The sequence below is a fragment of the Brevundimonas albigilva genome, assembly GCF_023503965.1.
Lineage (GTDB): Bacteria > Pseudomonadota > Alphaproteobacteria > Caulobacterales > Caulobacteraceae > Brevundimonas > Brevundimonas albigilva.
The window spans coordinates 1940281-1962492 of record NZ_CP097298.1 but is presented as its reverse complement, the minus strand read 5'-3'; the positions used below and the strand labels follow the sequence as shown (position 1 = coordinate 1962492).

The following is a 22212-nucleotide window of genomic DNA, read 5'->3' as shown; positions in this document are numbered from 1 at the left end:
CAGCCATAGCCGGTCAGCGCGAGCCCGTCGATGACCCAGCCCGACCGCCTGCCCGACGACCGCATCGTCTGCGCCCTGGACGTGCCGACCACCGCCGAGGCCGCCCGTCTGGTGGAGACGATCGGGGACGCCGTCGGCTTCTACAAGATCGGCCTGCAGCTGTTCGCGGCGGGAGGCATGGACCTGGCGCGCGCGCTGAAGGCGGACGGGCGCAAGGTCTTCCTAGACTGGAAGCTGCACGACATCGGCGCGACGGTGGAGAAGGCGGCGGCGAACCTGGCCGGGTCGGGCTGCGATCTACTGACGGTCCATGCGCGGCCCCAAGTGATGGCGGCGGCGGCCCGGGGGTCGCCGGATCGGGGCTGAAGGTGCTGGGCGTCACCGTCCTGACCAGCCTGACCGCCGAGGACCTGATCGCCGACGACCACGCCCTGTCGCCCGCCGAACTGGTGGAGCGCCGGGTGCGCCAGGCGCTGGACGCGGGGATCGATGGCGTCGTCTCCAGCCCGCACGAGGCGGCCCGCGCGCGCGAGATCGCGACCCAGGCGGGCCGCGACGACTTCCTGATCGTGACGCCGGGGGTGCGGCCGGCGGGCGCCGCCCTGGACGACCAGGCGCGGGCGGCGACGCCCGAGGCGGCGCTGAGGGCCGGGGCCAGCCACCTGGTGATCGGCCGGCCGATCACGGCGGCGGCCGATCCGCGCCAGGCGGCGCGGGCGATCGCCGAGACGATCGCCGCGATCTGAAGCCTAGCCGCGCTCGCCGGGCTCCTGGCGATAGTTGTGGCGCGGCGGCGCCTGCGGGGCGACGTTCTCCGGCGGCGGCAGGTCGCCATAGTAGGTCGGCGGCGCGACCTGGACCTGCGAAGGTTCGACGTAGACCTGGGCCGGGGCGACATGCACCGGCGGCGCCTGCACCCGCATCGGCGCCTGTTCGACATAGGCCGGAGGCGCATACTGCACGTCGGGCCGGGGCCACCCGGACCTCGGGCGCGTCGACCATCACGCGAGCCGGACCGACCTCGACCGGCGCCGGGCGCACCTGGACGGGGGCCTGCTCGATATAGGCGGGCGGCGCGACCTGGACCTCGGCCGGGGCGACGCGGACGTCGGGCGCATCGACCATGACGCGGGCGGGACCGACGTTGACCGGGGGCGACTGCACGCGGATCGGGGCCTGTTCGACATAGACCGGCGGGGCCGAGACGACTTCCGGAGGCGCGATGTTGACCGCGGGCGCATCGACATAGACCCGCTGCGGGCCGACGTTGACCGGCGGCGACTGCACATAGATCGGCGGCTGCTCGATATAGACCGGCGGGGCCGAGATGATTTCAGGCGGGGCGTAGTTCACCTGGGGCGGAGCCACATAGACCCGCTGCGGCGCGATCTGGACGGGCGGGGCCTGAACATAGGCCGGCGGGGGCGCATAGGCCGGCGCCGGGGCCGGGGCGTAGCAGTTGCACGCCGTAGCCGGACGCCGGATAGGGCGCCGGACGCCGCCAGCCGATGTAGTCGCGGCCGAACCCCGAGACCGGATAGCCCATCGGCGCCGAGATCGGCGCCGGCCCGGTGAACTGGATCGAGGAAGCGCCCCCGCCGTAGTAGCCGCCGCCGTAGTGGCCGGCGTCGCCGTAGCCGCTGCCATAGACGGCCACGCCGCCGTGACCGCCGCCGCGCGACCAGCCCGAGCTGTAGGAGGACGAATAGGAGCGGGCGTTGACATAGCCGCCGGCGTAGGACCGCGCGCTGGCGTTGGCATTGGCGTAGGCGCCGCCGTTGACGTTCACGTTGATGTTGCGATTGCCGCCGGGGTGGCCGCCGCCGCCGCAACCCCCGCCGCAGCCCCCGCCGCCGCCGTGACCGGGTCCGCCGGCCAGCGCGGGCGCCGCCGACAGGAGGAGGACCGCCGCAGCGGCCGAAAGGGTGGATTGTATCGACATGGGACAGGCTCCGCTGATTCACGAATCCTTAGGCAAGTCCCAGGCCTGACCGCCCTCTGGCCGGGTCAGAAGTCGATCGCCAGCCCCTTCTTCTCCCAGTCGCCGTAGCGGGTGGGTTCGGGCCCCCGCGGTCCGCCATGCTCGACCTCGGCCGGCGTCGGCGCCTGCGCGGCGCGGCGTTCCGCAGCCTCCAGCAGCGCCTGGCGCGCCGTCTCGCTCAGCGGGCGCTCGGTCGTGGCGTGCGGCACGTCGGCGTTAAAGGCCGGGGCGGGGGTGGGATGTTCGGTCACAGGGCGGCTCACTTGAGAGGCATGGCGTCCGGCCTCAAATAGGCGGTGCGATGAACCATCTGAAGACCTTCATTCTCCTGGCCGTCCTGACCGCCCTGTTCATGGGGATCGGCTACATGATCGGTCGCGTGCCCGGCATGCTGATCGCCCTGCTGGTCGCGGGCGGCATGAACGTCTTCAGCTACTGGAACGCCGACAAGATCGTGCTGCGCATGTACCGCGCCCAGCCGGTGGACGAGAACCATCCGAACGCCGTGGTCCGGAACTATGTCGCCGACGTGCGCCAGATGGCCGCCGACGCCGGCATGCCCCAGCCGCAGGTCGCCATCATCCCCAACGACCAGCCCAACGCCTTCGCCACCGGCCGCAATCCCGAGAACGCCGCCGTCTGCGCCACCACCGGCCTGCTGGACATGCTGACGCGCGAAGAGGTGCGCGGCGTGATGGCCCACGAACTGGCCCATGTGAAGAACCGCGACACCCTGACCATGACGGTGACGGCCACCATCGCCGGCGCCATCGCCGCCCTGGCCAACTTCGCCCTGTTCTTCGGCGGCGGCGACGACCGCGAGCGGCCCGGCGGCCTGGTCGGGACCCTGGCGCTGATGATCCTGGCGCCGATGGCCGCCGGCCTGGTGCAGATGGCCATCAGCCGCGCCCGCGAATACGAAGCCGACCGCGTCGGCGCCGAGATCGCCGGCGATCCCCACGCCCTGGCCAGCGCGCTGCAGAAGATCGAGACCTACGCCAGGCGCATCCACAATCCGACGGCCGAGCGCAATCCGGCCTCGGGCCAGCTGTTCATCATCAATCCGCTGGCCGGCAAGGGCGCCGACAACCTGTTCTCGACCCACCCCGCCACCGGCAACCGCGTGCGCGCGCTGATGGAGCTGGGGACGAAGATGGGAATGCGGCCCCGCGCCGTCGCCGAACCGATCCCGTCCCGGCCGTCCGCGGCGCCGACCACCACCGGCGTGCCGACCACGCCGGACAGGCCGCGCGGCCCCTGGGGCTGATCGCCGCGCCAGACATCCGCGCCCGGATTTGCGCTGAACGGCCGGATCGCTTCAGATGCGCCCCTGTCCGATTCAGGGGTTGCCTTCCATGTCGCGTCTTCTCGCCTTCGTTTCCGCCGCCGCCCTGCTGGCCACGCCGGTCGCCGCCCAGTCGGTGGACCGCGTCGCCGTCAACGGCATCATCGACCAGGGGCTGAACCACAGCCAGGTGATGCAGACCGCGGCCTGGCTGACCGACCGGATCGGCGGGCGGATGACCAATCGCCCCAGATGCGCCAGGCCGAGCGCTGGGCCCAGCAGCAGTTCCGCGACTGGGGCCTGTCCAACGTCCGCGCCGAGGGCTTCGAGTTCGGGCGCGGCTGGGAGGTCGTCCGCTCCAGCGCGCGGATGACCGCGCCGCGACCGCTGGACCTGCGCGCCATTCCGGTGGCCTGGACGCCGGGCACCAACGGACCGATCAGCGCCGGCGTCGTCGTGGCCCCGATCTCCAAGGTCGAGGACTTCGACAAGTGGCGCGGCAAGCTGGCGGGCAAGATCGTCATGATCTCCCAGCCCGGCGCGGGGTCCGAGCCGACCGAGCCCGCCTTCCGCCGCTGGACCAGCGCCGAGCTGGCCGAGCGCAACACCTACAACCAGCCGCAATATTCGCCGGCCGCCATCGAGCGCCAGCTGAAGACGGCCGATTTCGCCGCCCGCATGGACGCCTTCCTGGTCGAGGAAGGGGCCCTGGCCTGGGTCCGGATTTCTCAGCGCGACGGCGGCCTGCTGCACGGCACGGGCTACACCTATCAGGTCGGCGCGACGCCGAAGCTGGCGGGCATGGAGCTGGCGGCCGAGGACTACCGCCGCCTGGCGCGCCTGGCCCTGACCGACGCCCCGCCGACGCTGGAGCTGAACAGCGAGGTCCGGTTCCACGACGAGGACGTCAACGCCTACAACATCCTGGCCGACATTCCCGGCACGGCGCGCGGGTCCGAATACGTCATGGCCGGCGCCCACCTGGACAGCTGGGTCGCCTCGGACGGGGCGCAGGACAATGCGGCCGGCAGCGCCGTGGTCATGGAGGCCGCGCGCATCCTGAAGGCGCTGAACGTGCGGCCCAAGCGCACCATCCGCTTCGCCCTGTGGAACGGCGAGGAACAGGGGCTGCTGGGCTCCCTGGCCTATGTCGACCGTTACCTGGCGACCCGGGCCCCGGCGACGGACCCCGCCTGGGCGGACCTGCCGAACAACCGCACCTGGCGCAACCGCTGGCCGATCGAGCCGCGGCCCGGCTATCGCGACCTGGTCGCCTATTTCAACATCGACAACGGCTCGGGCAGGATCCGGGGCATCAACGCCGAGGGCAATGTCGCCGCCGCCCCGATCTTCCAGGAGTGGCTGGCGCCCTTCGCCAGCATGGGGGCGACCACCGTGTCCTTGCGCAACTCCGGCGGCACCGACCACGTCTATATGCAGGCGGTGGGCATTCCCGGCTATCAGTTCATCCAGGACCCGCTCGACTACTCCGCGCGCATCCACCACACCAGCATCGACAGCTACGACCACCTGAAGCCGGAAGACATGCGCCAGGCGGCCATCATCCTGGCCAGCTTCCTGCTGAACGCCGCCAATCGCGACGAACCGCTGCCGCGCATGCCGCTGCCCACCCAGCCGACGCCCAGCGATCCGTTCGAATATCCGCAGGACTGAGCCGGAAGGCCGGGCCAGCACGGGGCGACGGAAACGTCGCCCCTTTTTCATTGCGTCACACGCGCTCGACGCACATGGCCACGCCCATGCCGCCGCCGATGCACAGGGTGGCCAGGCCCTTCTTCGCGCCCGAGCGCTTCATCTCGAACAGCAGGGTGGTCAGGATGCGCGCGCCCGAGGCGCCGATCGGGTGGCCGATGGCGATGGCGCCGCCGTTGACGTTGACCTTGGCCGGATCGAGGCCCAGTTCCTTGACCACGCACAGGCTCTGGGCGGCGAAGGCCTCGTTGGATTCCACCAGGTCCAGGTCGGCGACGGTCCAGCCGGCCTTGTCCAGCGCCTTCTTCGAGGCCGGGATCGGCCCCGTGCCCATCACCGCTGGATCGACGCCGGCGGTGGCGGCGGAGGCGATGCGGGCCAGCGGCTCCAGCCCCCGGGCCTCGGCCTCCTCGGCGCTCATCAGCACCAGGGCCGCGGCGCCGTCGTTCAGGCCCGAGGCGTTGGCCGCCGTCACCGTACCGTTTCATGAAGGCGGGACGCAGCTTCTGCATCAGGTCCAGCGTCGCGCCGTGGCGGATGTATTCGTCCTTGTCGACGACGACGTCGGCCTTCTTGCCGGGGATGACGACCGGGACGATCTCCTCGTCGAAGCGGCCGGCGGTCTGCGCCGCCTCGGCCTTGTGTTGGCTGGCCAAAGCGAATTCGTCTTGGGCCTCGCGGCTGATCGCCCACCTCTCGGCGATGTTCTCGGCCGTCTGGCCCATGTGATAGCCGTTGAAGGCGTCCCACAGGCCGTCCTTGATCATGGTGTCGACCAGGGCGACGTCGCCCATCTTGTGGCCGGTGCGAAGCTGCTGGGCGTGAGGCGCCTGGCTCATGCTTTCCTGGCCGCCCGCGACGACGATCCTGGCGTCGCCCAGGGCGATCTGCTGGGCCGCGACGGCGACGGCGCGCAGGCCCGAGCCGCAGATCTGGTTCAGGCTCCAGGCCGGCGCCTCCTTCCTGACGCCGGCGCCGACCGCGGCCTGGCGGGCCGGACCCTGGCCGGCGGCGGCCTGCAGCACATGGCCCAGGATCACCTCGTCCACCTCATCGCCGGACACGCCGGCCCGTTCCAGCGCCGCCTTGATGGCGATCTCGCCCAGCTTGGCGGCCGGGAGCGGCGACAGGCCGCCCAGGAAGGCGCCGACGGGCGTGCGGGCGGCGGAGACGATGACGACGTCGGTCATGGGATTTCACTCGCTGCTGAAATTGCTGCGTTGCGCTTTTGCCGCATCCGGCCGGCTTCGTCACCCATCCAGGCGCCTGTTCAGCCAATCGTCATCCTGTCGGCCCATTGTGGCGGAACGATCGTCGCGGTCCAGGATTGGAAAGGCCATGCTTGGCACGCTGAAACGTCTCGTCACCCACGTCTGCACCCCGGACGAGCTGGACATGATCGAGCACTACCAGTCGCGCGCCGAGAAGCTGGCGGACCTGTGGGTTCATGTCGTGGGCCTGATGTTGGCGGCCGTTGGCGATCATCCTGGCCGGGTTGGCGGGCGTCTATGCGGGGATCGGCGGGGTCATGGCGACGGCGATCTACGCCCTTTGCCTGGTCGGCATGCTGACGGCCTCCACCCTCTACAACCAGGCCAACCCCTGCGCCGCGCGGCCGGTGCTGCGCCGGCTGGACGAGGCCGCCATCTTCCTGATGATCGCGGGCAGCTACACCCCCTTCACCACCCAGCGCTTCGAGGGGGCGTGGTCGATCGGCTTCACCGCCCTGATCTGGACGCTGGCGTTCGCCGGGGCGGGGGTGAAGCTGTTCGCCCCGCGCATCTCGGACCGGTTCTGGAGCGCGGTCTATGTCCTTTTCGGCTGGCTGGCCGTGGCCGCCCTGAAGCCGATGGTCGAGACGGTGCACCCGGTGGCCCTGGGCCTGCTGGTGCTGGGCGGGCTGATCTACACGGCCGGCGTGTTCGTCTTCATCAGCCCCAAGGTGCGGTTCCGTCGCGCCATCTGGCATGGCTTCGTCGTCACCGGCGCGACGGTCCACTGGACGGCGGTCCTGGTCGGCGTGGTCCTGGCCCCGGCCATGAGCCACTGAGGCGGCTTTGGCGCCCTGCGGGGCGCCCTCTGGCGCTTCGCGTCGCAACGGACGATAGTGCGGCGTTGCAACATCGCGAGAACAAGCGTGGCTGAAGACAAGATCAAGGGCGGAAAAGGCGACGACACGGCGGTGATCGTCATCAAGAAGTATGCGAACCGCAGGCTCTACAACACGCGCACCAGCGCCTACGTCACGCTGGAGGACCTGGCGACCATGGTGCGCGAGGGCGTGGAGTTCGTGGTCTATGACGCCAAGTCCAACGAGGACCTGACGCGCCAGATCCTGACCCAGATCATCTTCGAGGAGGAAAGCCGGGGCGAAGCCCTGCTGCCGGTCCAGTTCCTGCGCCAGCTGATCGGCTTCTACGGCGGCCAGATGCAGGGCGTCCTGCCCTCCTATCTGGAAATGTCGCTGGCCAACTTCAGCCGTCAGCAGGAGCAGTTCGCCAGCCAGATGAGCCGCGCCTTCGGCTCCGGCTCGGGCGCGACCCTGATCGAGGAGGCCGCGCGCGCCAACATGGCCATGTTCGAGCGCGCCCTGCAGATGTTCCCCGGCTTCGCCTATCCGCGCGCGGAACCGGCGCCGACCGCGGCCGAGAGCGAGGCGCCGCCCGCGACCTCGTCGGACGCGGCGCTTGACGAGATGCGCCGCCAGATGGACGAGATGCGCGCGCAGCTGGATCGCCTGGCGCGGGGCGGCAAGGCGGCGCAATGACCGACGAGATCCGCCCCATCGTCGGACCGGGCGCGATCGATCCGGCGGGCGAACGCCGGACGGGCGAGCGCCGCCAGCGTCAGCGGCGGGACGTTCGCGCCCTGGTTCCCACCGACGAACCGGCCCCCTTCGAGCCCGCCCCGTCCCCGGCAAGAGCTGCCGCGCGGCCGCCGGTCGAACCCGGCGCGGCCGCCTTCCTGGCCCAGCAGATGGGCCAGACCGGTCAGAAGCGGGGCCTCCGCGGCGGCCCGCCCGTGCTGGGCGCGGCCCGCGCCGCCTATCTGGAGACCGAATATTCGGGCCCGGAAGAGCGTCGTCCGCCCGTCGGAAAGACCACCGACACCGACATCTGAGGAACGGCACGGGGCTTGCTGTGACGGGACGAACCGACCCGTTTCCCGGAGCCCCCGTGCCCCTTCTCGGCGCCCTGTCCAAGCTGTTCGACGTCTGCATCGTGGCCCTGATCTTCACGGCCTTTTCTTAGGGCCTGCCGCGCTTCGCGCTGCTTGAGGCTTTTTGGGTTCGGCCTGCCGCGCGTCGGCGGGTCAGGCCAGGTCGAAGTCCTTGCGGCTGGCGATGATGGTGACGATGAAGCCGGCCAGCACGTCCAGCAGCACCATCGTCACGATCAGGAAGAAGGTCGAGGTGGCGAAGCCCGGCAGCAGCAGGAATTCGATCAGCACGGCGATGAACAGGACCATCGACAGGGCGTGATTGATGATGGCCGCGCGCTGGCTGGACGTCGACTTCACCAGTTCGAAGAACAGCAGGATCAGCCCGACGAACAGGATCATGTCCCCCGCGCCGATGGTCCATTGCGCGCCGGACGTCATGGTGACCGAAAAGACCGGATCGCGCAGCAGGGCGTCGGCGTCGACCCGTCCCCCGCCGCCCGCGCCGAACAGCACCACGACGTTATAGAGAACGACGGGAATCAGCAGCAGCGGGATGGCGATCAGCATGGGTCGGTCCGGGACGGGCGCGCCGCCCCCTGCGGTTGACCCGGATCGACGATAGCGCCGATGCGGCCCCCTCGCAAAGCCGCGCCTCTCAGGCTTTTGGAAAGCCCCCGGCGCGGCTGAGGGCCGACGGCGCGGGCCGGCCGATCGCCTGGCCGATCCATTTCGCCGCAACGATCAGCGCGTCCAGGTCGTAGCCGGTGTCGAACCCCGCGCGTTCCAGCATATAGACCAGGTCCTCGGTGGCGATGTTGCCGGTGGCGCCCGGCGCGAAGGGACAGCCGCCGACGCCGCCGACCGAGGCGTCCAGCACGTCGATCCCCGCCTCCACGCCTGCATAGGCGTTGGCCAGGCCGGTGTTGCGCGTGTCGTGGAAATGCAGCCTCAGCGTCGCCTCGGGCGCCGCGCGGCGCGCCGCCTCGACCTTTCGGGTCACCGCCCAGGGATCGCCTGCGCCGATGGTGTCGGCCAGGCCGATTTCGCCCACGCCCATCGCCGCGACGGCGCCGACGACATCGGCGACCCGCTGCGTCGAGACCTCGCCGTCGAACGGGCAACCCCAGACGCAGGAGATCATCGCCGACAGGGACGGCGCGCCGTCCGAGGCCGCGGCGTTGTGACGGCGCGCGACGATCTCGCCCAGCATCGCCAGCTGGCCCTGAACCGTCAGCCCCTGGTTCTTCAGGCCGAAGCCGTCGGTGGCGGACAGGGCGACGTTGACCTCGTCCACCGGGGTCGCCAGGGCCCGGTCGTACCCGACCGTTCAGCACAAGGCCGATGCGGCTTCGCCCCGGCTCGCGCGGCAGGCCGTCCATCACCTCTTCCGCCCCCGCCATCTGCGGCACGTACTTGGGATGGACGAAGGAGACGGCCTCGATGCGACGCGCGCCGGCGGCCTCCAGCCGACGCACCAGTTCGGCCCGCACGGGCGGCGCCAGCACCGCCTTTTCGTTCTGGAGCCCGTCGCGCGGGCCCACCTCCACGATCTGGATGGGCCGGCTCATGAACCGCTCCTCCGCGTCGCGACGGGCGTGGCCGGAGCGCGAGGGGGCGGCGCGTAGAGGGTCAGGCTGACGTCGTCGCCCTGGGAATAGTTGTGGCCCGTGACCACGCCGGCCGCGCGCCCCGACACGCCCAATCGGGACGAGGCCGCGCGGAAGGCGTCGGCGTCGCGCGCCTCGACGATGGCCGGCCGCCCCTCGGCCAGGGCGCGCGCCGCGCCTTCGGCGTCGGTCAGTTGGGTGTCGCGACCGGTCAGGAAGACGAAGCTGGGTTCATGGAAGCCGGTGATCGCGACGGGGCCGGGCGTGCGCCCCTGGCGCGGATGCAGGTCCGCCGCCTCCAGCGCGCGCTCAAGCTGGGGCGCGATGGCCAGGGGCGCAGCTGCCGGATCGTTCCCGAAAGGGCCGCGTGGGCGACCACGCCGAAGGCCAGCGACGCGATCAGCGCCGCCCCGGCCGCCCTGTTCAGCAGCAGGAACGCCCCCACGGCCGCGGCCGCCAAGGCCGAGACGACGGTGATCGCCGCCCAGGTCTGGGCCGTCGAGGTGCCATAGACGGTCAGGCCATAGACGGTGATGGCCACGACCAGCAGGGCTGCGACGACGACCAGGACCGCGCCGACGATGCGCGACGCCTTGCCGACGGGCCGGGCCAGGGCGGCGGCGGCCAGAAGGGCCAGGGCGCCGAAGGTCGGCAGGGTGTAGTGCCACAGCTTGGTCGGGGCCAGTTCGAACACCAGCCAGGCCGGGACCAGCCAGCACACCAGAAAGCGGATCGCCGGCTCGGCCCGCCGGGTCCAGCCGGTCGCGACCGCCGCCGGCAACAGCAGGGTGGCGGGGAAGAACAGCAGCGGCGCAAGCACCAGATACATGCCGGGGAAGCCCGAATGGCTTTCGTGGGCGCCGGCGATCTTGGGCGCCAGGTCGCCGCCGATGGCCTCGCGCCAGAAGCCGCCGTCGGTGGCGATGGTGATGGCGATGGCCCAGGGACCGACCATCAGCGCCACCAGGGGCAGCCCCCACCCCCACCCGAGGCGATACAGCCACCTGAAGTCCCGATCCCAGATCGACACGGCCAGGATCGCCAGGGCCACGACCATCAGGCCGATCGGCCCCTTGATCAGGATCGACAGGCCCAGGCCCAGCCAGAACAGCAGCTTGTGCGGCCGGGCGGGCCGTTCCCCCGCGCGCGAGGCCATGTAGATGCGCGCCAGGGCCGCCATGGCCAGGGTGGTGGCCCCGCACAGCATGGCGTCGGTTTTGGCGATCCCCGCCTCGGTCGACAACAGGAAGGTGGCCCCCAGGATCGCCCCGCCGAAGAAGCCGACGCGCGATCCGAACAGGGCCGCGCCCGCCCACGCCGTCGCCCAGGCCGCCAGCATCGCGCCCAGAAGCGACGGGATCCGGTAAGGCGCGATCTGGCGATCCTCGACGTCCGACGTCAGGGACACCGCCGCCGCCTGAAGCCAGTAGATGCCGACCGGCTTCTTCCACCGCGGATCGTCCTGGAAGCGAATGTCGACATAGTCGCCGCTTTCCAGCATCTGGGCCGTGGCCTGGGCGAAGCGGCTCTCGTCGCGGTCCAGCGGCGGCAGCAGCAGCAGGCCGGGCAGGCCGGCGACCAGCGCCAGCAGCGCCGCCAGAAGCGGGCCCCGCCAGCCGGCGACGAGGCGATCAAGGTCGATACGGTTCATGCGTCCGTCTTACACGGCGCGTGCGGGGACGTCAGCCATCTCCCCCTGCGGCCCGACGTGCGCTAAGAGGCGCCATGAACGCGCAACCGCTTCCCGACATCTCGGTCGTCGTCCCGGTCCACGACGAAGCCGGCGCCGCCGTCGCCCTGGCGCGCGAGATCGCCGAGGCCTTCGCCGGGCGGTCCTACGAGATGATCTTCGTCGATGACGCCAGTCGCGACGACACCCTGGGCGAACTCAGGACGGCGATGACCGACTTGCCCACGCTGCGGGTGCTGGCGCACTCGACCAACGCCGGCCAGAGCCGCGCCGTGCGAACGGGCGTGCTGGCGGCCCGCGCGCCGATCGTGGTGACGATGGACGGCGACGGCCAGAACCCGCCCGCGGACGCGCCGCGCCTGGTCGACGCCCTGGCCGCCGCTTCGCCGGACGTGGCCCTGGTCGGCGGCCGCCGCGCGCGCCGGCAGGACAGCGCCTCCAAGCGCCAGGCGTCGCTGTGGGCCAATCGCATCCGCCGGCGCCTGCTGGGCGACGACGCCGACGACACCGGCTGCGGCCTGAAGGCGTTTCGCCGCGAGGCCTTTCTGCGGCTGCCCTATTTCGATCACGTCCACCGCTATCTGCCGGCGCTGATGATCCGCGAGGGCTATCGCAACCAGTATCTGGACGTCGGCCATCGGCATCGTAAGACGGGGCGGTCGAAATACACCAACTGGGGACGGCTTCGCGCGTCAGTGTCCGATCTGGCGGGCGTGATGTGGCTGAAGTCGCGCGCGCGGCGCCCGGGGGCCGTCAGCGAATTCTGACATCGTCGTGGAACCGGCGCCGCCCAGCCACATTTAGATGGCGTCGCGGGGGTCTCTGGGCAGAATTTTCCGTGTAGCATCAACGCCACGCTCGACGAATGAGGCCCTCGCCGGCCTGTTTTCGCCTCGACCTGTGGCAGCGGTGCTGTTATGAGCGCAATCAGGCGGTCGTTTCCGCCGCACAATCCTGAAAAGCGGAGGGCTTCCCCTTATGCGTATGAAGACTTTGGTTTTGGCCTCCAGCGCAGCGGCCGCCGCCCTGGCGCTGTCCGCCGGCGCTGCTTCGGCTGAGCCGAACGGTTGGTACGGCGCTATCGACGCCGGCTGGACCACTCTGGACGACGTCAACATCGAATCGGCCACCACCGCCGACAACATCAAGTTGGAAACGGACGATGGCTGGGCGGCTTTTGCTCGCCTGGGCTACCGGTTCAACCCGAACTGGCGCGTCGAACTGGAAGGCGGTTACCGCAAGACGGAGCTGACCGACAGCAGCCCGGCCACGGGCGGCCTGGCGTCCTACGACGCGTCCGGCGACATCGCCGCGACGACCGCCATGTTCAATGTCATCTACGACATCGGCTCGTCCGACTGGGGCATCCGTCCGTTTGTGGGCCTGGGCGCTGGCGTGAACTACGTCGACACCCAAGCTCGCGGCATCCTGGCCGGGACCGGAGAGCAGTTGTCGATCGACGACAGCAACATGAACTTCGCCGCGCAAGCCATCGCCGGTCTGGCGTGGGCTATCAGCGACCGCGCCAACGTCGACCTGACCTACCGCTATCTGACGGGCGACGCGGAGTTCAAGTCGTTCTCGTCCGGCACGGATTACGGAGTGTTCGACGGCGACTACGACCAGTCGCACACCGTGACCCTGGGCCTGCGCTACAGCTTCGGCGCCGAAGAGGCTCCGCCTCCCCCGCCGCCGCCGCCTCCGCCCCCGCCGCCGCCTCCCCCGCCGCCGCCGCCCCCGCCGCCGCCTCCGGCGACCCCGCAGGCGCGTCAGTTCGTGGTCTATTTCGACTGGGATCGCTCCGACCTCACCGCCGAAGCCCGCTCCGTCGTCACCCAGGCCGCCAACTACGCCAAGTCGGGCCGTCCGACCCGCGTCCTGGTCGTCGGCCACGCCGACACCTCCGGCTCGGCCGCCTATAACATCGGCCTGTCCAACCGACGCGCCCGCACCGTCGCCGACGCCCTCGTGGCTCAAGGCGTCAACGGCGGCGTGATCGCCCTGGACGGCAAGGGCGAGACCCAGCTGGCCAAGGCCACGGCCGACGGCGTGCGTGAGCCGCTCAACCGTCGCGCCACCATCGACATCAACTTCTAAAACCGCATCACGGGTCGCGGTCCCGAAAGGAACCGCGACCCGGCGGAAAACGAAGTGGTCGATGTGACGATTGAACCGCCGCCTCCTTTCGGGGGCGGCGGTTTTTCTTTGGCGGAGTGCGGTCTGAGGAGGGGCGCCGCCTAGCGGCTGGCGCGCACCAGCATTGACGACGGCGCCGCGCCGTCGTGCGAGGCGGAAGGCTGGCGCGACAGGATCGTCTGGCCCGCGCCGATGACCGCCGCGGCGGTCAAGAGGGCGCAGGCCACGGCGACCGCCGCCAGCTTCAACCCCTCGAACAGGCCTTCGTCCTCAGCGTCCACGCGGATGGCTCCCCTACCCGGCCAGAGGACCACGTTCGCCGAATCCCGGCAAGCGCCGCCGCAGGAGCGCGCACGAAAAAGGGCGGCGCCGCGCGGCGCCGCCCTCCGATCCGGCGTTCCAGATGGATCAGCCCGTGAACGGGCGGATCAGGATTTCGACGCGACGGTTCTGCGCCTTGCCTTCCGGCGTCGCATTGGAGGCGACCGGGTTGCGCGAGCTGTTGCCGGCGACATAGAGGCGTTCGGCCAGGACGCCGCGACGGACCAGTTCGGACGCGACGCTGCTGGCGCGGCGTTCGGACAGCGGCTGGTTGATGGCGTCGCCGCCCGACGAATCGGTGTGGCCGATGATGTCGATGGTCGAACGGTCGTACTCCTGCAGCACGCGGGCCACGTCATCCAGCACGGGCAGGAAGCGGGGATCGATCGACGACTGGTTGGTGGCGAAGGTGACGTCCGACGGCATGCGCAGCACCAGATTGTCGCCCTGGCGCGCGACGCCGACGCCGCTGCCCGACAGCTCGGCCTCCATGGCGCGTTGCTGACGATCCATGTACTGGCCGACGGCCGCGCCGCCCAGGGCGCCGATGCCGGCGCCGATCAGGGCGTTCTTGCGGCCTTGTTCGCCGTTCGAGGTGTTCGTCAGATAGCCCAGGACGGCGCCGCCCAGCGCCCCGGCGATGGCGCCGGTGCCGGTGTTGTTGCGCACCGGCCCCGAGCGATAGGGGTCGGTCGTGGTGCAGGCGGCGGCGCCCAGCAGGGCGGCGATGGAAACGCCGGCGACGATGATCTTGGCGCGCATGGATGATGTCCTTCCTTGTATGCGGTCTGGCGCGAAAACGTGCGCTTATGGTGCAGGTTCCAAGCTGTACCGTTCCTGAACGCGCCGCCGAACTGACATGGTCGCGGAATAGGGCTATGAACGCCCCCGCTTCTGACACCGAGGACGCCGCCGTGAGCCCGACCCCCACCGCCCATTCCGACACCGCCCCCCGGGGCGTCCAACCCGTGTCGATGGGTCTGTATGACACCGACTTCCAGGCCTTCAGCGACCAGCTGGGCGCCTCGTTCGCCCGCTACGGCTTCGCGGTCGTCGCCGACCATGGCTGGACGAGGCGCGGATCACCGCCGCCCTCGACGACGCCAAGGCCTTTTTCGCCCTGCCGGAAGACGTCAAGCGCCGCTACCACCAGCCGGGCACGGGCGGCGCGCGCGGCCTGACGCCCTTTGGCGTGGAGGCGGCCAAGGGCGCCGCGACGGTCGACCTCAAGGAATTCTGGCACGTCGGCCGCGAACTGCCCGAAGGCCACCCCTATCGCCAGTATATGCGCGACAACGTCTGGCCGACCGAGATCGAGGGCTTTCGCCAGCACCTGTATGGCATGTTCGAAGACCTGGACGCCCTGGGCCGCAAGATCCTGCGGGCCATCGCGCGGTATCTGAAGCTGGACGACGGCTATTTCGACGACAAGGTCGAACTGGGCAACAGCGTGCTGCGGATGCTGCATTATCCGCCGGTTCCGGCCGACGCGCCGGGCGTGCGCGCCGGCGCGCACGAGGACATCAACGTCATCACCCTGCTGCTGGGGGCCGAGGAGGCCGGCCGCAGCTGAAGGAGAAGGACGGCAGCTGGCTGGACATCGCCCCGCCTCCCGGGGCCCTGGTGGTGAACATCGGCGACATGCTGCAGCGGCTGACCAACCACGTCCTGCCGTCGACGACGCACCGGGTGGTCAATCCGGCGCCCGAACGGCGCGGCTTCGCGCGCTATTCGACGCCCTTCTTCCTGCACTTCAACCCCGACTTCCCGATCGAGACCCTGCCCAGCGCGATCACGCCGGACAATCCCGACCGCTATGCGGGCAAGACCATCCTGGCCGAGGACTATCTGACCGAACGCCTGCGCGAGATCCGCCTGCTCTGACCGAGCGGGCGGAGGCGCGACCTCAGCGGGTGATGCGCAGCTGGCTGATGCTGCGGCCGATGGCGCCGAACGCCGATTTCAGCGAGGCGCCGTTCTCGGGCAGATAGACGTGGTCGCTGTTGGTGGCGCACTGCTGCATCACCTCCTTGGCGGTGTCCACGCCGGCGCCGCCGGTGCCGGTGTTGATGTCGAAGCCGACGGTATAGACGATCACGCCCGCCGCCTTCATCTGCTTGCACATCTCCACCGAGCGGGCGAACGGATTGCTGTACTGGCCGACGGGCTGGTTCTGCAGGTTGGCCCCCGTGTACTGCGAACAGCCGATGTGTTGGTTGACGTCGCCGCTGCCCGACACGGCGCCGGCCACCACGCCGTTGCAGTAGGGGGTGTTGAACTCCCCGTCCGTCATCAGGATCACGACCTTCAGCCGCTTCTGCGCATCATAGGGATCGGGCCGGTTGTCGCTGGGGAAGATGGCGCCGAACACGGGCGAGATCATGTACCAGCCCCATTCGACCCCGATCTGGCCGGCGGTCGATCCCACGGCCGAGTAGCCGTTGATCTGGGACTTCAGCTCGTCCTTCTTGTAGGTGAGCGGCAGGATGGTGGAGCCCAGGCAGCGGTTGTCCGACGACGGATAGGCCAGGCCGACGGGCGCCGAGCCGGGGGCGGCTTCGGTGTACATGCCCGTCCCGATGCGCTCGCTGACGCAGTCGGAGACCTCTTGGATGCGCGTCGAGCCGTAGTAGTTGGAGAATTTGTAGAACTGGCAGCCCAGCTCCAGGCACTGGACGTAGTCGGTGCTGGCGCTGCTGTAGGTCTGGGAGCCCACGGTGTTGGGCAGCAGGCCGTTGACGACGAAGGTGTCCTTGTCCAGCCGTGTGGCCGAACGGTCGTCGCTGTTCAGGACCGTCAGACCGCGCACGTCGTCGATGCGGATATCCTCGCCCGTCTGCAGGCCGTGGTTTGGAGAGGTCGCCACCACTTCGCAGGTCGAGACCAGGCATTTCCGCAGCGTGCCGCCCGACGAATAGTTGGTGTATCCCGAGGTGCTGTATTCGACCCACGAAGACCCGTTCCACGTCTGCAGCCGCACGTTGTTGGCGTCGACGCGCTGGACCCGGTAGGCCTTGTTGTTGAGGCGCGAAGCCAAGCTGGAGCCGCTGCCGGAACTGGAGACGCCCGTCAGCCAGACGTAGTCGTTGTTCTGAAAGCCGTGGCCGTTGGCCTTGACCGTGGTCTGGGAGCCCTTGGTCACGCCGCTGACCGATTTCGTCGATCCCGTGCCCCAGTCCGCCGCGTCGATGTTGGTCCGGCCGCGGATCTCGCCGCGCACGGCGGCGGCGTAGTCGCCGGCGTTCACGCCCATCGAATACGGCACCAGGGCGATCCGGGTGCGCGTCACGGCCTGGCGGGCCTCGTCCTGGACCACGATGTCGACCAGGTCGTTGGCGGCCGTCTTGAGGTCGCGGATGCGCGATCCGGACATCGAGCCGGTGATGTCGAGCACCAGGGCCACCTCCACGTCCTTGGTCGAGCGGTTGACCTCGGAGTGGGCGCCGACCGGCAGGGTGTCGTCCAGGATCTTGCCATAGGGCGGCAGGACGATGTTGGCGACCAGGGTCTTCACATCGACCGTGGCGTTGGCCACCACGATCTCGCCGTTCTCCAGCTTGAACTGAATGGCCGAGTCGTCGATCGTGACGCCCGGAAAGCCCTGCATATTGGCCTTGAGCACGTTCAGCCCGACCTCGGTCAGGTCTTCGTCCTCGACATAGGGCGAGCGCGCCGCCGCCAGGGTGGCGGCGTCCAGGGCGTCCTGAAGGTTGGCGCGCACCGTCGTCACCCGCTGGATGTCGATGCCGCCCAGCACCACCATGACCAGCGTCGGCAGGGCCAGGGCGAACAGGATGGCGACATTGCCCCGCCGGTCGCCGCGCAGCCGGGCGGCCACGGACGACAGGCGGGCCAGAGCCCCGGAAAGCGCGTTCAGAACCGTCAAGATCGTCGATCCCCGTCGGGCGCGATCCGCCCGGCATGACGACAGTCTGGCGCCGCGCGGTTAAGGGAAGGCCCAACCGTGACGGTTAATCGCCGTTAGGTATCGGACCAGCCGCACTGATGGCCGCGGTTCTGCTGGGTCAGCCAAGCGTTCAGAGGCGCGAAATAGTCGGCGACCGCCGAGGCGTCGTTGGTCGTCTCGCCGGTGAAGGCCTGCATCGCCTCGGGCCAGGGCCGCGACTGGCCCATCTCCAGCATGGCGTTGAAGCGCTGGCCGACCTCGGTGTTTCCATAGATCGAACAGCGGTGCAGCGGCCCGGTCCAACCCGCCTGCTTGCAGGCCGCGCGGTGGAACTGGAACTGATAGATGTGGGCCAGGAAGTAGCGGGTGTAGGGGGTGTTTCCGGGCACGTGGTACTTGGCGCCGGGGTCGAAGGCGTCGGCCGGGCGCGGCCCCGGCGGGACCAGCCCCTGATACTTCAGCATGTCCGCGCTCCAGGCGGCGTTGTACTGGTCCGGCGTGGTCGCGCCCGAAAAGACGTCCCAGCGCCAGCGATCCACCATCAGGCCGAACGGCAGGAAGGCGATCTTGTCCAGCGCCATCTTCAGGAGGAAGGGAATGTCTTCCTCGGCGCCCGGCGTGGTCTGCAGCAGGCCGATCTGGTTCAGATAGGTCGGCGTCAGGGCCGACAGGCCGACGAAGTCGCCGATGGCCTCGTGGAAGCCGTCGTTGGCGCCGTTGCGGAACAGCATCGGCTGGTTCTTGTAGGCGCGCTGATAGTAGTTGTGCCCCAGCTCGTGGTGCACGGTGTAGAAGTCGTCGCCGTTGACGTTGGTGCACATCTTGATGCGGATGTCGTCGGCGTTGTCCAGGTCCCAGGCCGAGGCGTGGCAGACGACCTCGCGGTCGCGCGGCCGGGTGATCATCGACCGCTCCCAGAAGGTCTGCGGCAGGGCTTCCAGGCCCAGCGAGGTGTAGAAGCCCTCGCCCGTCTTGACCATCTTCACGGGGTCGTAGTCGGCCGCCTTCAGCAGTTCGGTCAGGTCGTAGCTGGACGCCCCGCCGGTCGTCGGCGCCACCACGTCGTAGATGTTGCCCCACTGCTGGGACCACATGTTGCCCAGCAGGTCGGCGCGGATCGGCCCGTGGTCCGGCTGGACCGCGTCGCCGTATTTGGCGTTCAGCCGCGCCCGGACGTAGCAGTGCAGGTTCTCGTAGAACGGCTTGACCTGGTCCCACAGCCGGTCGGTCTCGGCGGCGAAGTCGTCGGCGGGCATGTCGTAGCCCGAACGCCACAGGGCGCCCGTGTCGGCGAAGCCCAGCTCGCGCGCGCCCTCGTTGGCGATCTCGACCATGCGGGCGTAGTCGGCCTTCATCACCGGCGAGACGGTGCGCCAGCCCTCGTACAGCGCCTTGGTCTCGGCCGGATCGCGGCTGTCGGCCAGGATCAGGGAGGCCTCGTCCAGGGTGATCTGACGACCCTTGAAGTCGAACTTGCCGGTCGAATAGGTGGAATCCAGCCGCGTGGTCAGCTGCGCCAGCTCCTCGGCCGCGCCGGGCCGGTTCGGCGCCGGCAGGACCAGCCCCAGGCGCAGCAGGTTCAGCTTGCGCCGCACCACCGGATCGACCTCGACGTCGTTGAACCTGGCCGCCTGGTTGGCGAACTGGACCTGCAGCTCGGTCGCCTCGGCGTTGGCCTTGGCCTCCAGCCACATGGTGTCGAAGGTGATGTTGGTGGCGCGCGCCCACTGGATGCGGGCGACGTATTCGCTGACCTCGGCGTATTTGGCCTCGGCGTCGGCGATGAAGCGCGTCGCCCCGTCGGCCGTGATCGGATAGTCCGGCAGGGCGGAGGCGGCGGCGGTCTCGACGGGAGCCTCGACGGGGGCCTCGGCGGCGGTCTCGGTGGTCGCGCACCCGGCGCCGAAGGCGAGGGCGCAGACCGCGGCGGCGGCCATCAACTGACGCTTCATGGGATTCTCCTGAACAGCGCGCGCAGGAGAAGCGACCGTGATCGCCGCGTCAAGCGCGACGGTGCGACCCGACCGCCGATGGTCCGATCAGGCCGCGCAGGCCTCGAAGCCGCGGCGCAGCTCGGCCTCGTCCAGATCGCGGCCGATGAAGACGGCTCGGCTCCAGCGGCGCTCGGCGGCGCCCCATTCACGCTGAAGGTCGCCTCCAGGATCATGTGCACGGCCTGGAACACCAGGCGACGGTCCTCGCCCTTCACGTCGATGATGCCCTTGGCGCGCAGGATGTTCTGGCCCTGCTCGCCCAGCAGCCGGTCCAGCCAGGCGGTGAACTTCTGGCCGTCGATCGGCCGGTCCAGCGACAGGGCGACGCCCTTGACGTCGTCCTGATGAGCGTGACCGCGCGGGCCGTGAGCGTGGTCATGACCGTGATTGTGGTGGGCGTGATCGTGGTCGTGGTGATCGTGGTCGTGGCCGCAGTGTTCGTCGTGGACGTGGCCGTCGGCGCCGTGGGGCGGATTCACCCAGTCCGGCTTGACCTCCAGGATGCGGTCCAGGTCGAAGGCGTGCACGCCCAGCACCTGGTCCAGCGGCACGTTGGACCGTTCGGCCCGCACGATGGGGGCCAGCGGGTTCAGGGCGCGCAGGCGGGCCTCGACGGCGTCCAGGTCCTCGGCCGAAGCCAGGTCGACCTTGTTCAGGATGATGCGGTCGGCGAAGGCGACCTGCTCGCGCGCCTCCTTGGAATCATCCAGCCGGGCCATGACGTGCTTGGCGTCGACCAGGGCGGTGACGCTGTCCAGCTGGGTCTTGGCCTTGACGTCCTCGTCGACGAAGAAGGTCTGGGCCACCGGGCCGGGATCGGCGAGACCCGTGGTCTCGACGATGATGGCGTCGAAGGCCGGCTTGCCAGGGCGCTGGCGCTTCATCAGCCCTGAGACCACGCGGATCAGGTCGCCGCGCACGGTGCAGCAGACGCAGCCGTTGTTCATCTCGAACACGTCCTCGTCGGCGCCGACCACCAGGTCGTTGTCGATGCCGATCTCGCCGAACTCGTTGACGATGACGGCGTAGCGCTTGCCGTGGTCCTCGGTGAGGATGCGGTTCAGCAGCGTCGTCTTGCCGGCGCCGAGATAGCCGGTCAGGACGGTGACGGGGGTCTTTTGCATGAGGGGGCCTTTCAAGCCGGCTCATCTAGGCGCCCGAAGGCGCGGAGGAAAGGGCTCAACGCTTGCCCAGGCGCCGGGCGTTGGCGGTGGCGGCGGCGTGGATGGGGGCGACGGCGGCGGACTGCGCGCGTTCCAGGTCCGCCCCCAGGGCCAGCCACTGGGCCCCGGCGCGGCCCCACCAGCCCAGGGCGTAGCGCATCTGGGCCCGGGCGGCCTCGGCGGGCGTGGCCGCGGCCAGGACGTCGGCGGCGGCGCGGGCGGCGTGACGGCCCTCGGCCAGGGCCGCCTCGGCCAATCGACCGCCCGCCGCGCCGGCGTGCCCGGCCAGCGCCCCGGCCGAGGCGGCCAGGGCTTCGGCCTTTTCGGCCCCCATCAGCGAGATTTCCGCCAGGTCCGCGGACAGCGGATCGGCCAGGCCGTCGGCCAGGATGGTCGTGCGCGCGGCGATGACCTGGGCCGAAGCGGCCAGGAGTTCGGCCTGGACCCGGGCGGGCGAGCGACGCCGGCTCAGGGCCGGACCTCCCCGGCGAAGTCGGCGACGTCCTTCAGCAGGGCCGGGACCGCCGCATCGATGATGCGCTGGCCCTTCTCCGGGCTGGCCTGGGCGGGGTCGGAGCCGATGCGCCCGTCCGGAAAGCGGGCGCGATAGTCCAGGGCGTCGCGGATCGGCCCGTTCGGCGCGATTCTCGGCGAATAATCGGCCGTCTTGATCCGGTCGGGATAGGCCGCCTGGGTCACGGCGATCTCGGACGGGGTGGCGTGCGATCCGTGCCCGGTCGGGAAGATCGAACTGCACAGGCCGTGGACGCCCGGAAGGTCCCACCAGTTCCTCAGCTTCAGAACGAACGGCGGCTGTTCCTCGACGAAGCTCCATTCGGCGTAGATCTCGGAGAAGGTCGCCTCGATGGTGGCGACGTTGCCGCCGTGGCCGTTCAGGAAATAGATCCGCTCGAAGCCGTGGCGGCTCAGCGACGACACCCAGTCGGTGATCGCCGCCATGAAGGTGGACGGCCGCAGGGAAATGGTGCCGGCGAAGGCCAGGTGATGCTGGGCCATGCCGATGTTGAAAGTCGGGGCGACGGTCAGCGTCTCGTCCGCCTGCTCGGCGGCGTGGGCGATGATCTCCGGGCACAGCCAGTCGGTGCCCAGCAGGCCGGTCGGGCCGTGCTGCTCGTTGGAGCCGATCGGGACCACCACCGTCCTGGACAGCGGCTGGCCGGCGTTCAGGCGGGCGTCGATCTCGGGCCAGGACGACAGATGGATCAGCATGGGCGGACCTTCAGGCTACGGAG

Annotated in this window: 18 protein-coding genes and 6 pseudogenes; 9 read left to right on the top strand and 15 right to left on the bottom strand. The window is 70.0% G+C overall.

Annotated features, from left to right (window positions below; all coding sequences use genetic code 11):
• The first annotated feature begins 30 nt into the window (after positions 1-30).
• A pseudogene (pyrF, locus tag MU852_RS10490) lies at positions 31-746 on the top strand (orotidine-5'-phosphate decarboxylase).
• 3 nt (positions 747-749) lie between these two features.
• On the opposite strand, the gene MU852_RS10485 reads toward pyrF, so the two are convergent.
• From MU852_RS10485 to MU852_RS10475, 3 genes are all read right to left on the bottom strand, one after another.
• Positions 750-962 (bottom strand): hypothetical protein, encoded by a 213-nt coding sequence (locus MU852_RS10485; protein ID WP_249749536.1) that lies wholly within the window; start codon positions 960-962, stop codon positions 750-752.
• Between the two features lie 371 nt (positions 963-1333).
• Complete coding sequence (locus MU852_RS10480) at positions 1334-1942, bottom strand: hypothetical protein (protein ID WP_249749535.1); 609 nt, start codon at positions 1940-1942, stop codon at positions 1334-1336.
• Positions 1943-2007: 65 nt separating this feature from the next.
• Positions 2008-2232 (bottom strand): DUF1674 domain-containing protein, encoded by a 225-nt coding sequence (locus MU852_RS10475; protein ID WP_249749534.1) that lies wholly within the window; start codon positions 2230-2232, stop codon positions 2008-2010.
• A gap of 50 nt (positions 2233-2282) precedes the next feature.
• Here MU852_RS10475 and htpX point away from each other — a divergent pair, with 50 nt between their 5' ends.
• Entirely contained in the window at positions 2283-3248 is a 966-nt protein-coding gene (gene htpX, locus MU852_RS10470; RefSeq protein ID WP_249749533.1) for a zinc metalloprotease HtpX, read from the top strand.
• Positions 3249-3320: 72 nt separating this feature from the next.
• Here the strand turns inward: htpX and MU852_RS10465 are convergent, their stop codons facing one another.
• Entirely contained in the window at positions 3321-3509 is a 189-nt protein-coding gene (locus tag MU852_RS10465; RefSeq protein WP_249749532.1) for a hypothetical protein, read from the bottom strand.
• A 9-nt stretch (positions 3510-3518) separates the two neighbouring features.
• Between MU852_RS10465 and MU852_RS10460 the strand changes: the two genes are divergently transcribed.
• Positions 3519-4940, top strand: a complete 1422-nt coding sequence (locus tag MU852_RS10460; RefSeq protein ID WP_249749531.1) for a M20/M25/M40 family metallo-hydrolase — start codon at positions 3519-3521, stop codon at positions 4938-4940.
• 55 nt (positions 4941-4995) lie between these two features.
• Here MU852_RS10460 and MU852_RS10455 read toward each other — a convergent pair.
• Positions 4996-6169, bottom strand: a pseudogene (locus MU852_RS10455) (acetyl-CoA C-acetyltransferase).
• Positions 6170-6507: 338 nt separating this feature from the next.
• Between MU852_RS10455 and trhA the strand changes: the two are divergent.
• From trhA to MU852_RS10440, 3 genes are all read left to right on the top strand, one after another.
• The gene (trhA, locus tag MU852_RS10450; RefSeq protein WP_430641222.1) at positions 6508-7029 is read left to right on the top strand and encodes a PAQR family membrane homeostasis protein TrhA; all 522 of its coding nucleotides are present in this window, start codon (positions 6508-6510) and stop codon (positions 7027-7029) included.
• An 87-nt stretch (positions 7030-7116) separates the two neighbouring features.
• On the top strand, positions 7117-7746 hold the full coding sequence (gene phaR, locus MU852_RS10445) for a polyhydroxyalkanoate synthesis repressor PhaR (RefSeq protein ID WP_249749530.1): 630 nt from the start codon (positions 7117-7119) through the stop codon (positions 7744-7746).
• Positions 7743-8099 carry a hypothetical protein gene (locus MU852_RS10440; protein ID WP_249749529.1) on the top strand — a complete coding sequence of 119 codons (357 nt, stop codon included), beginning with the start codon at positions 7743-7745 and terminating at the stop codon, positions 8097-8099. Before phaR ends, MU852_RS10440 begins: the two co-directional genes overlap by 4 nt.
• 192 nt (positions 8100-8291) lie before the next feature.
• Here the strand turns inward: MU852_RS10440 and MU852_RS10435 are convergent, their stop codons facing one another.
• From MU852_RS10435 to MU852_RS10425, 3 genes and pseudogenes are all read right to left on the bottom strand, one after another.
• Positions 8292-8708, bottom strand: a complete 417-nt coding sequence (locus tag MU852_RS10435) for a hypothetical protein (protein ID WP_249749528.1) — start codon at positions 8706-8708, stop codon at positions 8292-8294.
• Between the two features lie 88 nt (positions 8709-8796).
• Positions 8797-9709, bottom strand: a pseudogene (locus MU852_RS10430) (hydroxymethylglutaryl-CoA lyase).
• Positions 9706-11399: pseudogene (locus MU852_RS10425) on the bottom strand (ArnT family glycosyltransferase). The pseudogenes MU852_RS10430 and MU852_RS10425 overlap by 4 nt, the downstream one beginning before the upstream one ends.
• Before the next feature lie 74 nt (positions 11400-11473).
• On the opposite strand from MU852_RS10425, the gene MU852_RS10420 reads away from it, so the two are divergent.
• Both MU852_RS10420 and MU852_RS10415 read left to right on the top strand, forming a co-directional pair.
• Positions 11474-12205, top strand: coding sequence for a glycosyltransferase family 2 protein (locus tag MU852_RS10420; RefSeq protein ID WP_249749526.1), 732 nt, complete (start codon positions 11474-11476; stop codon positions 12203-12205).
• A gap of 217 nt (positions 12206-12422) precedes the next feature.
• Positions 12423-13535, top strand: a complete 1113-nt coding sequence (locus tag MU852_RS10415) for an OmpA family protein (protein ID WP_249751924.1) — start codon at positions 12423-12425, stop codon at positions 13533-13535.
• Between the two features lie 140 nt (positions 13536-13675).
• On the opposite strand, the gene MU852_RS10410 is transcribed toward MU852_RS10415, so the two are convergent.
• Together MU852_RS10410 and MU852_RS10405 are read right to left on the bottom strand one after the other, a co-directional pair.
• The gene (locus MU852_RS10410; RefSeq protein ID WP_249749525.1) at positions 13676-13855 is read right to left on the bottom strand and encodes a hypothetical protein; all 180 of its coding nucleotides are present in this window, start codon (positions 13853-13855) and stop codon (positions 13676-13678) included.
• A 127-nt stretch (positions 13856-13982) separates the two neighbouring features.
• The gene (locus MU852_RS10405; RefSeq protein WP_249749524.1) at positions 13983-14657 is read right to left on the bottom strand and encodes a YiaD family glycine zipper/OmpA-like lipoprotein; all 675 of its coding nucleotides are present in this window, start codon (positions 14655-14657) and stop codon (positions 13983-13985) included.
• 212 nt (positions 14658-14869) lie between these two features.
• Here MU852_RS10405 and MU852_RS10400 point away from each other — a divergent pair.
• Positions 14870-15779 (top strand): annotated as a pseudogene (locus MU852_RS10400) (isopenicillin N synthase family dioxygenase).
• 22 nt (positions 15780-15801) lie between these two features.
• Here the strand turns inward: MU852_RS10400 and MU852_RS10395 are convergent.
• The 5 genes and pseudogenes from MU852_RS10395 to MU852_RS10375 form a co-directional block, all read right to left on the bottom strand.
• Entirely contained in the window at positions 15802-17781 is a 1980-nt protein-coding gene (locus MU852_RS10395; protein WP_249749523.1) for a TadE/TadG family type IV pilus assembly protein, read from the bottom strand.
• Between the two features lie 95 nt (positions 17782-17876).
• Complete coding sequence (locus tag MU852_RS10390) at positions 17877-19754, bottom strand: M2 family metallopeptidase (protein WP_249749522.1); 1878 nt, start codon at positions 19752-19754, stop codon at positions 17877-17879.
• 87 nt (positions 19755-19841) lie between these two features.
• Positions 19842-20920, bottom strand: a pseudogene (locus MU852_RS10385) (CobW family GTP-binding protein).
• Positions 20921-20975: 55 nt separating this feature from the next.
• Positions 20976-21293, bottom strand: coding sequence for a phasin (locus MU852_RS17430; protein WP_283843590.1), 318 nt, complete (start codon positions 21291-21293; stop codon positions 20976-20978).
• A gap of 134 nt (positions 21294-21427) precedes the next feature.
• Complete coding sequence (locus MU852_RS10375; protein WP_249749521.1) at positions 21428-22189, bottom strand: creatininase family protein; 762 nt, start codon at positions 22187-22189, stop codon at positions 21428-21430.
• Positions 22190-22212: the final 23 nt, after the last annotated feature.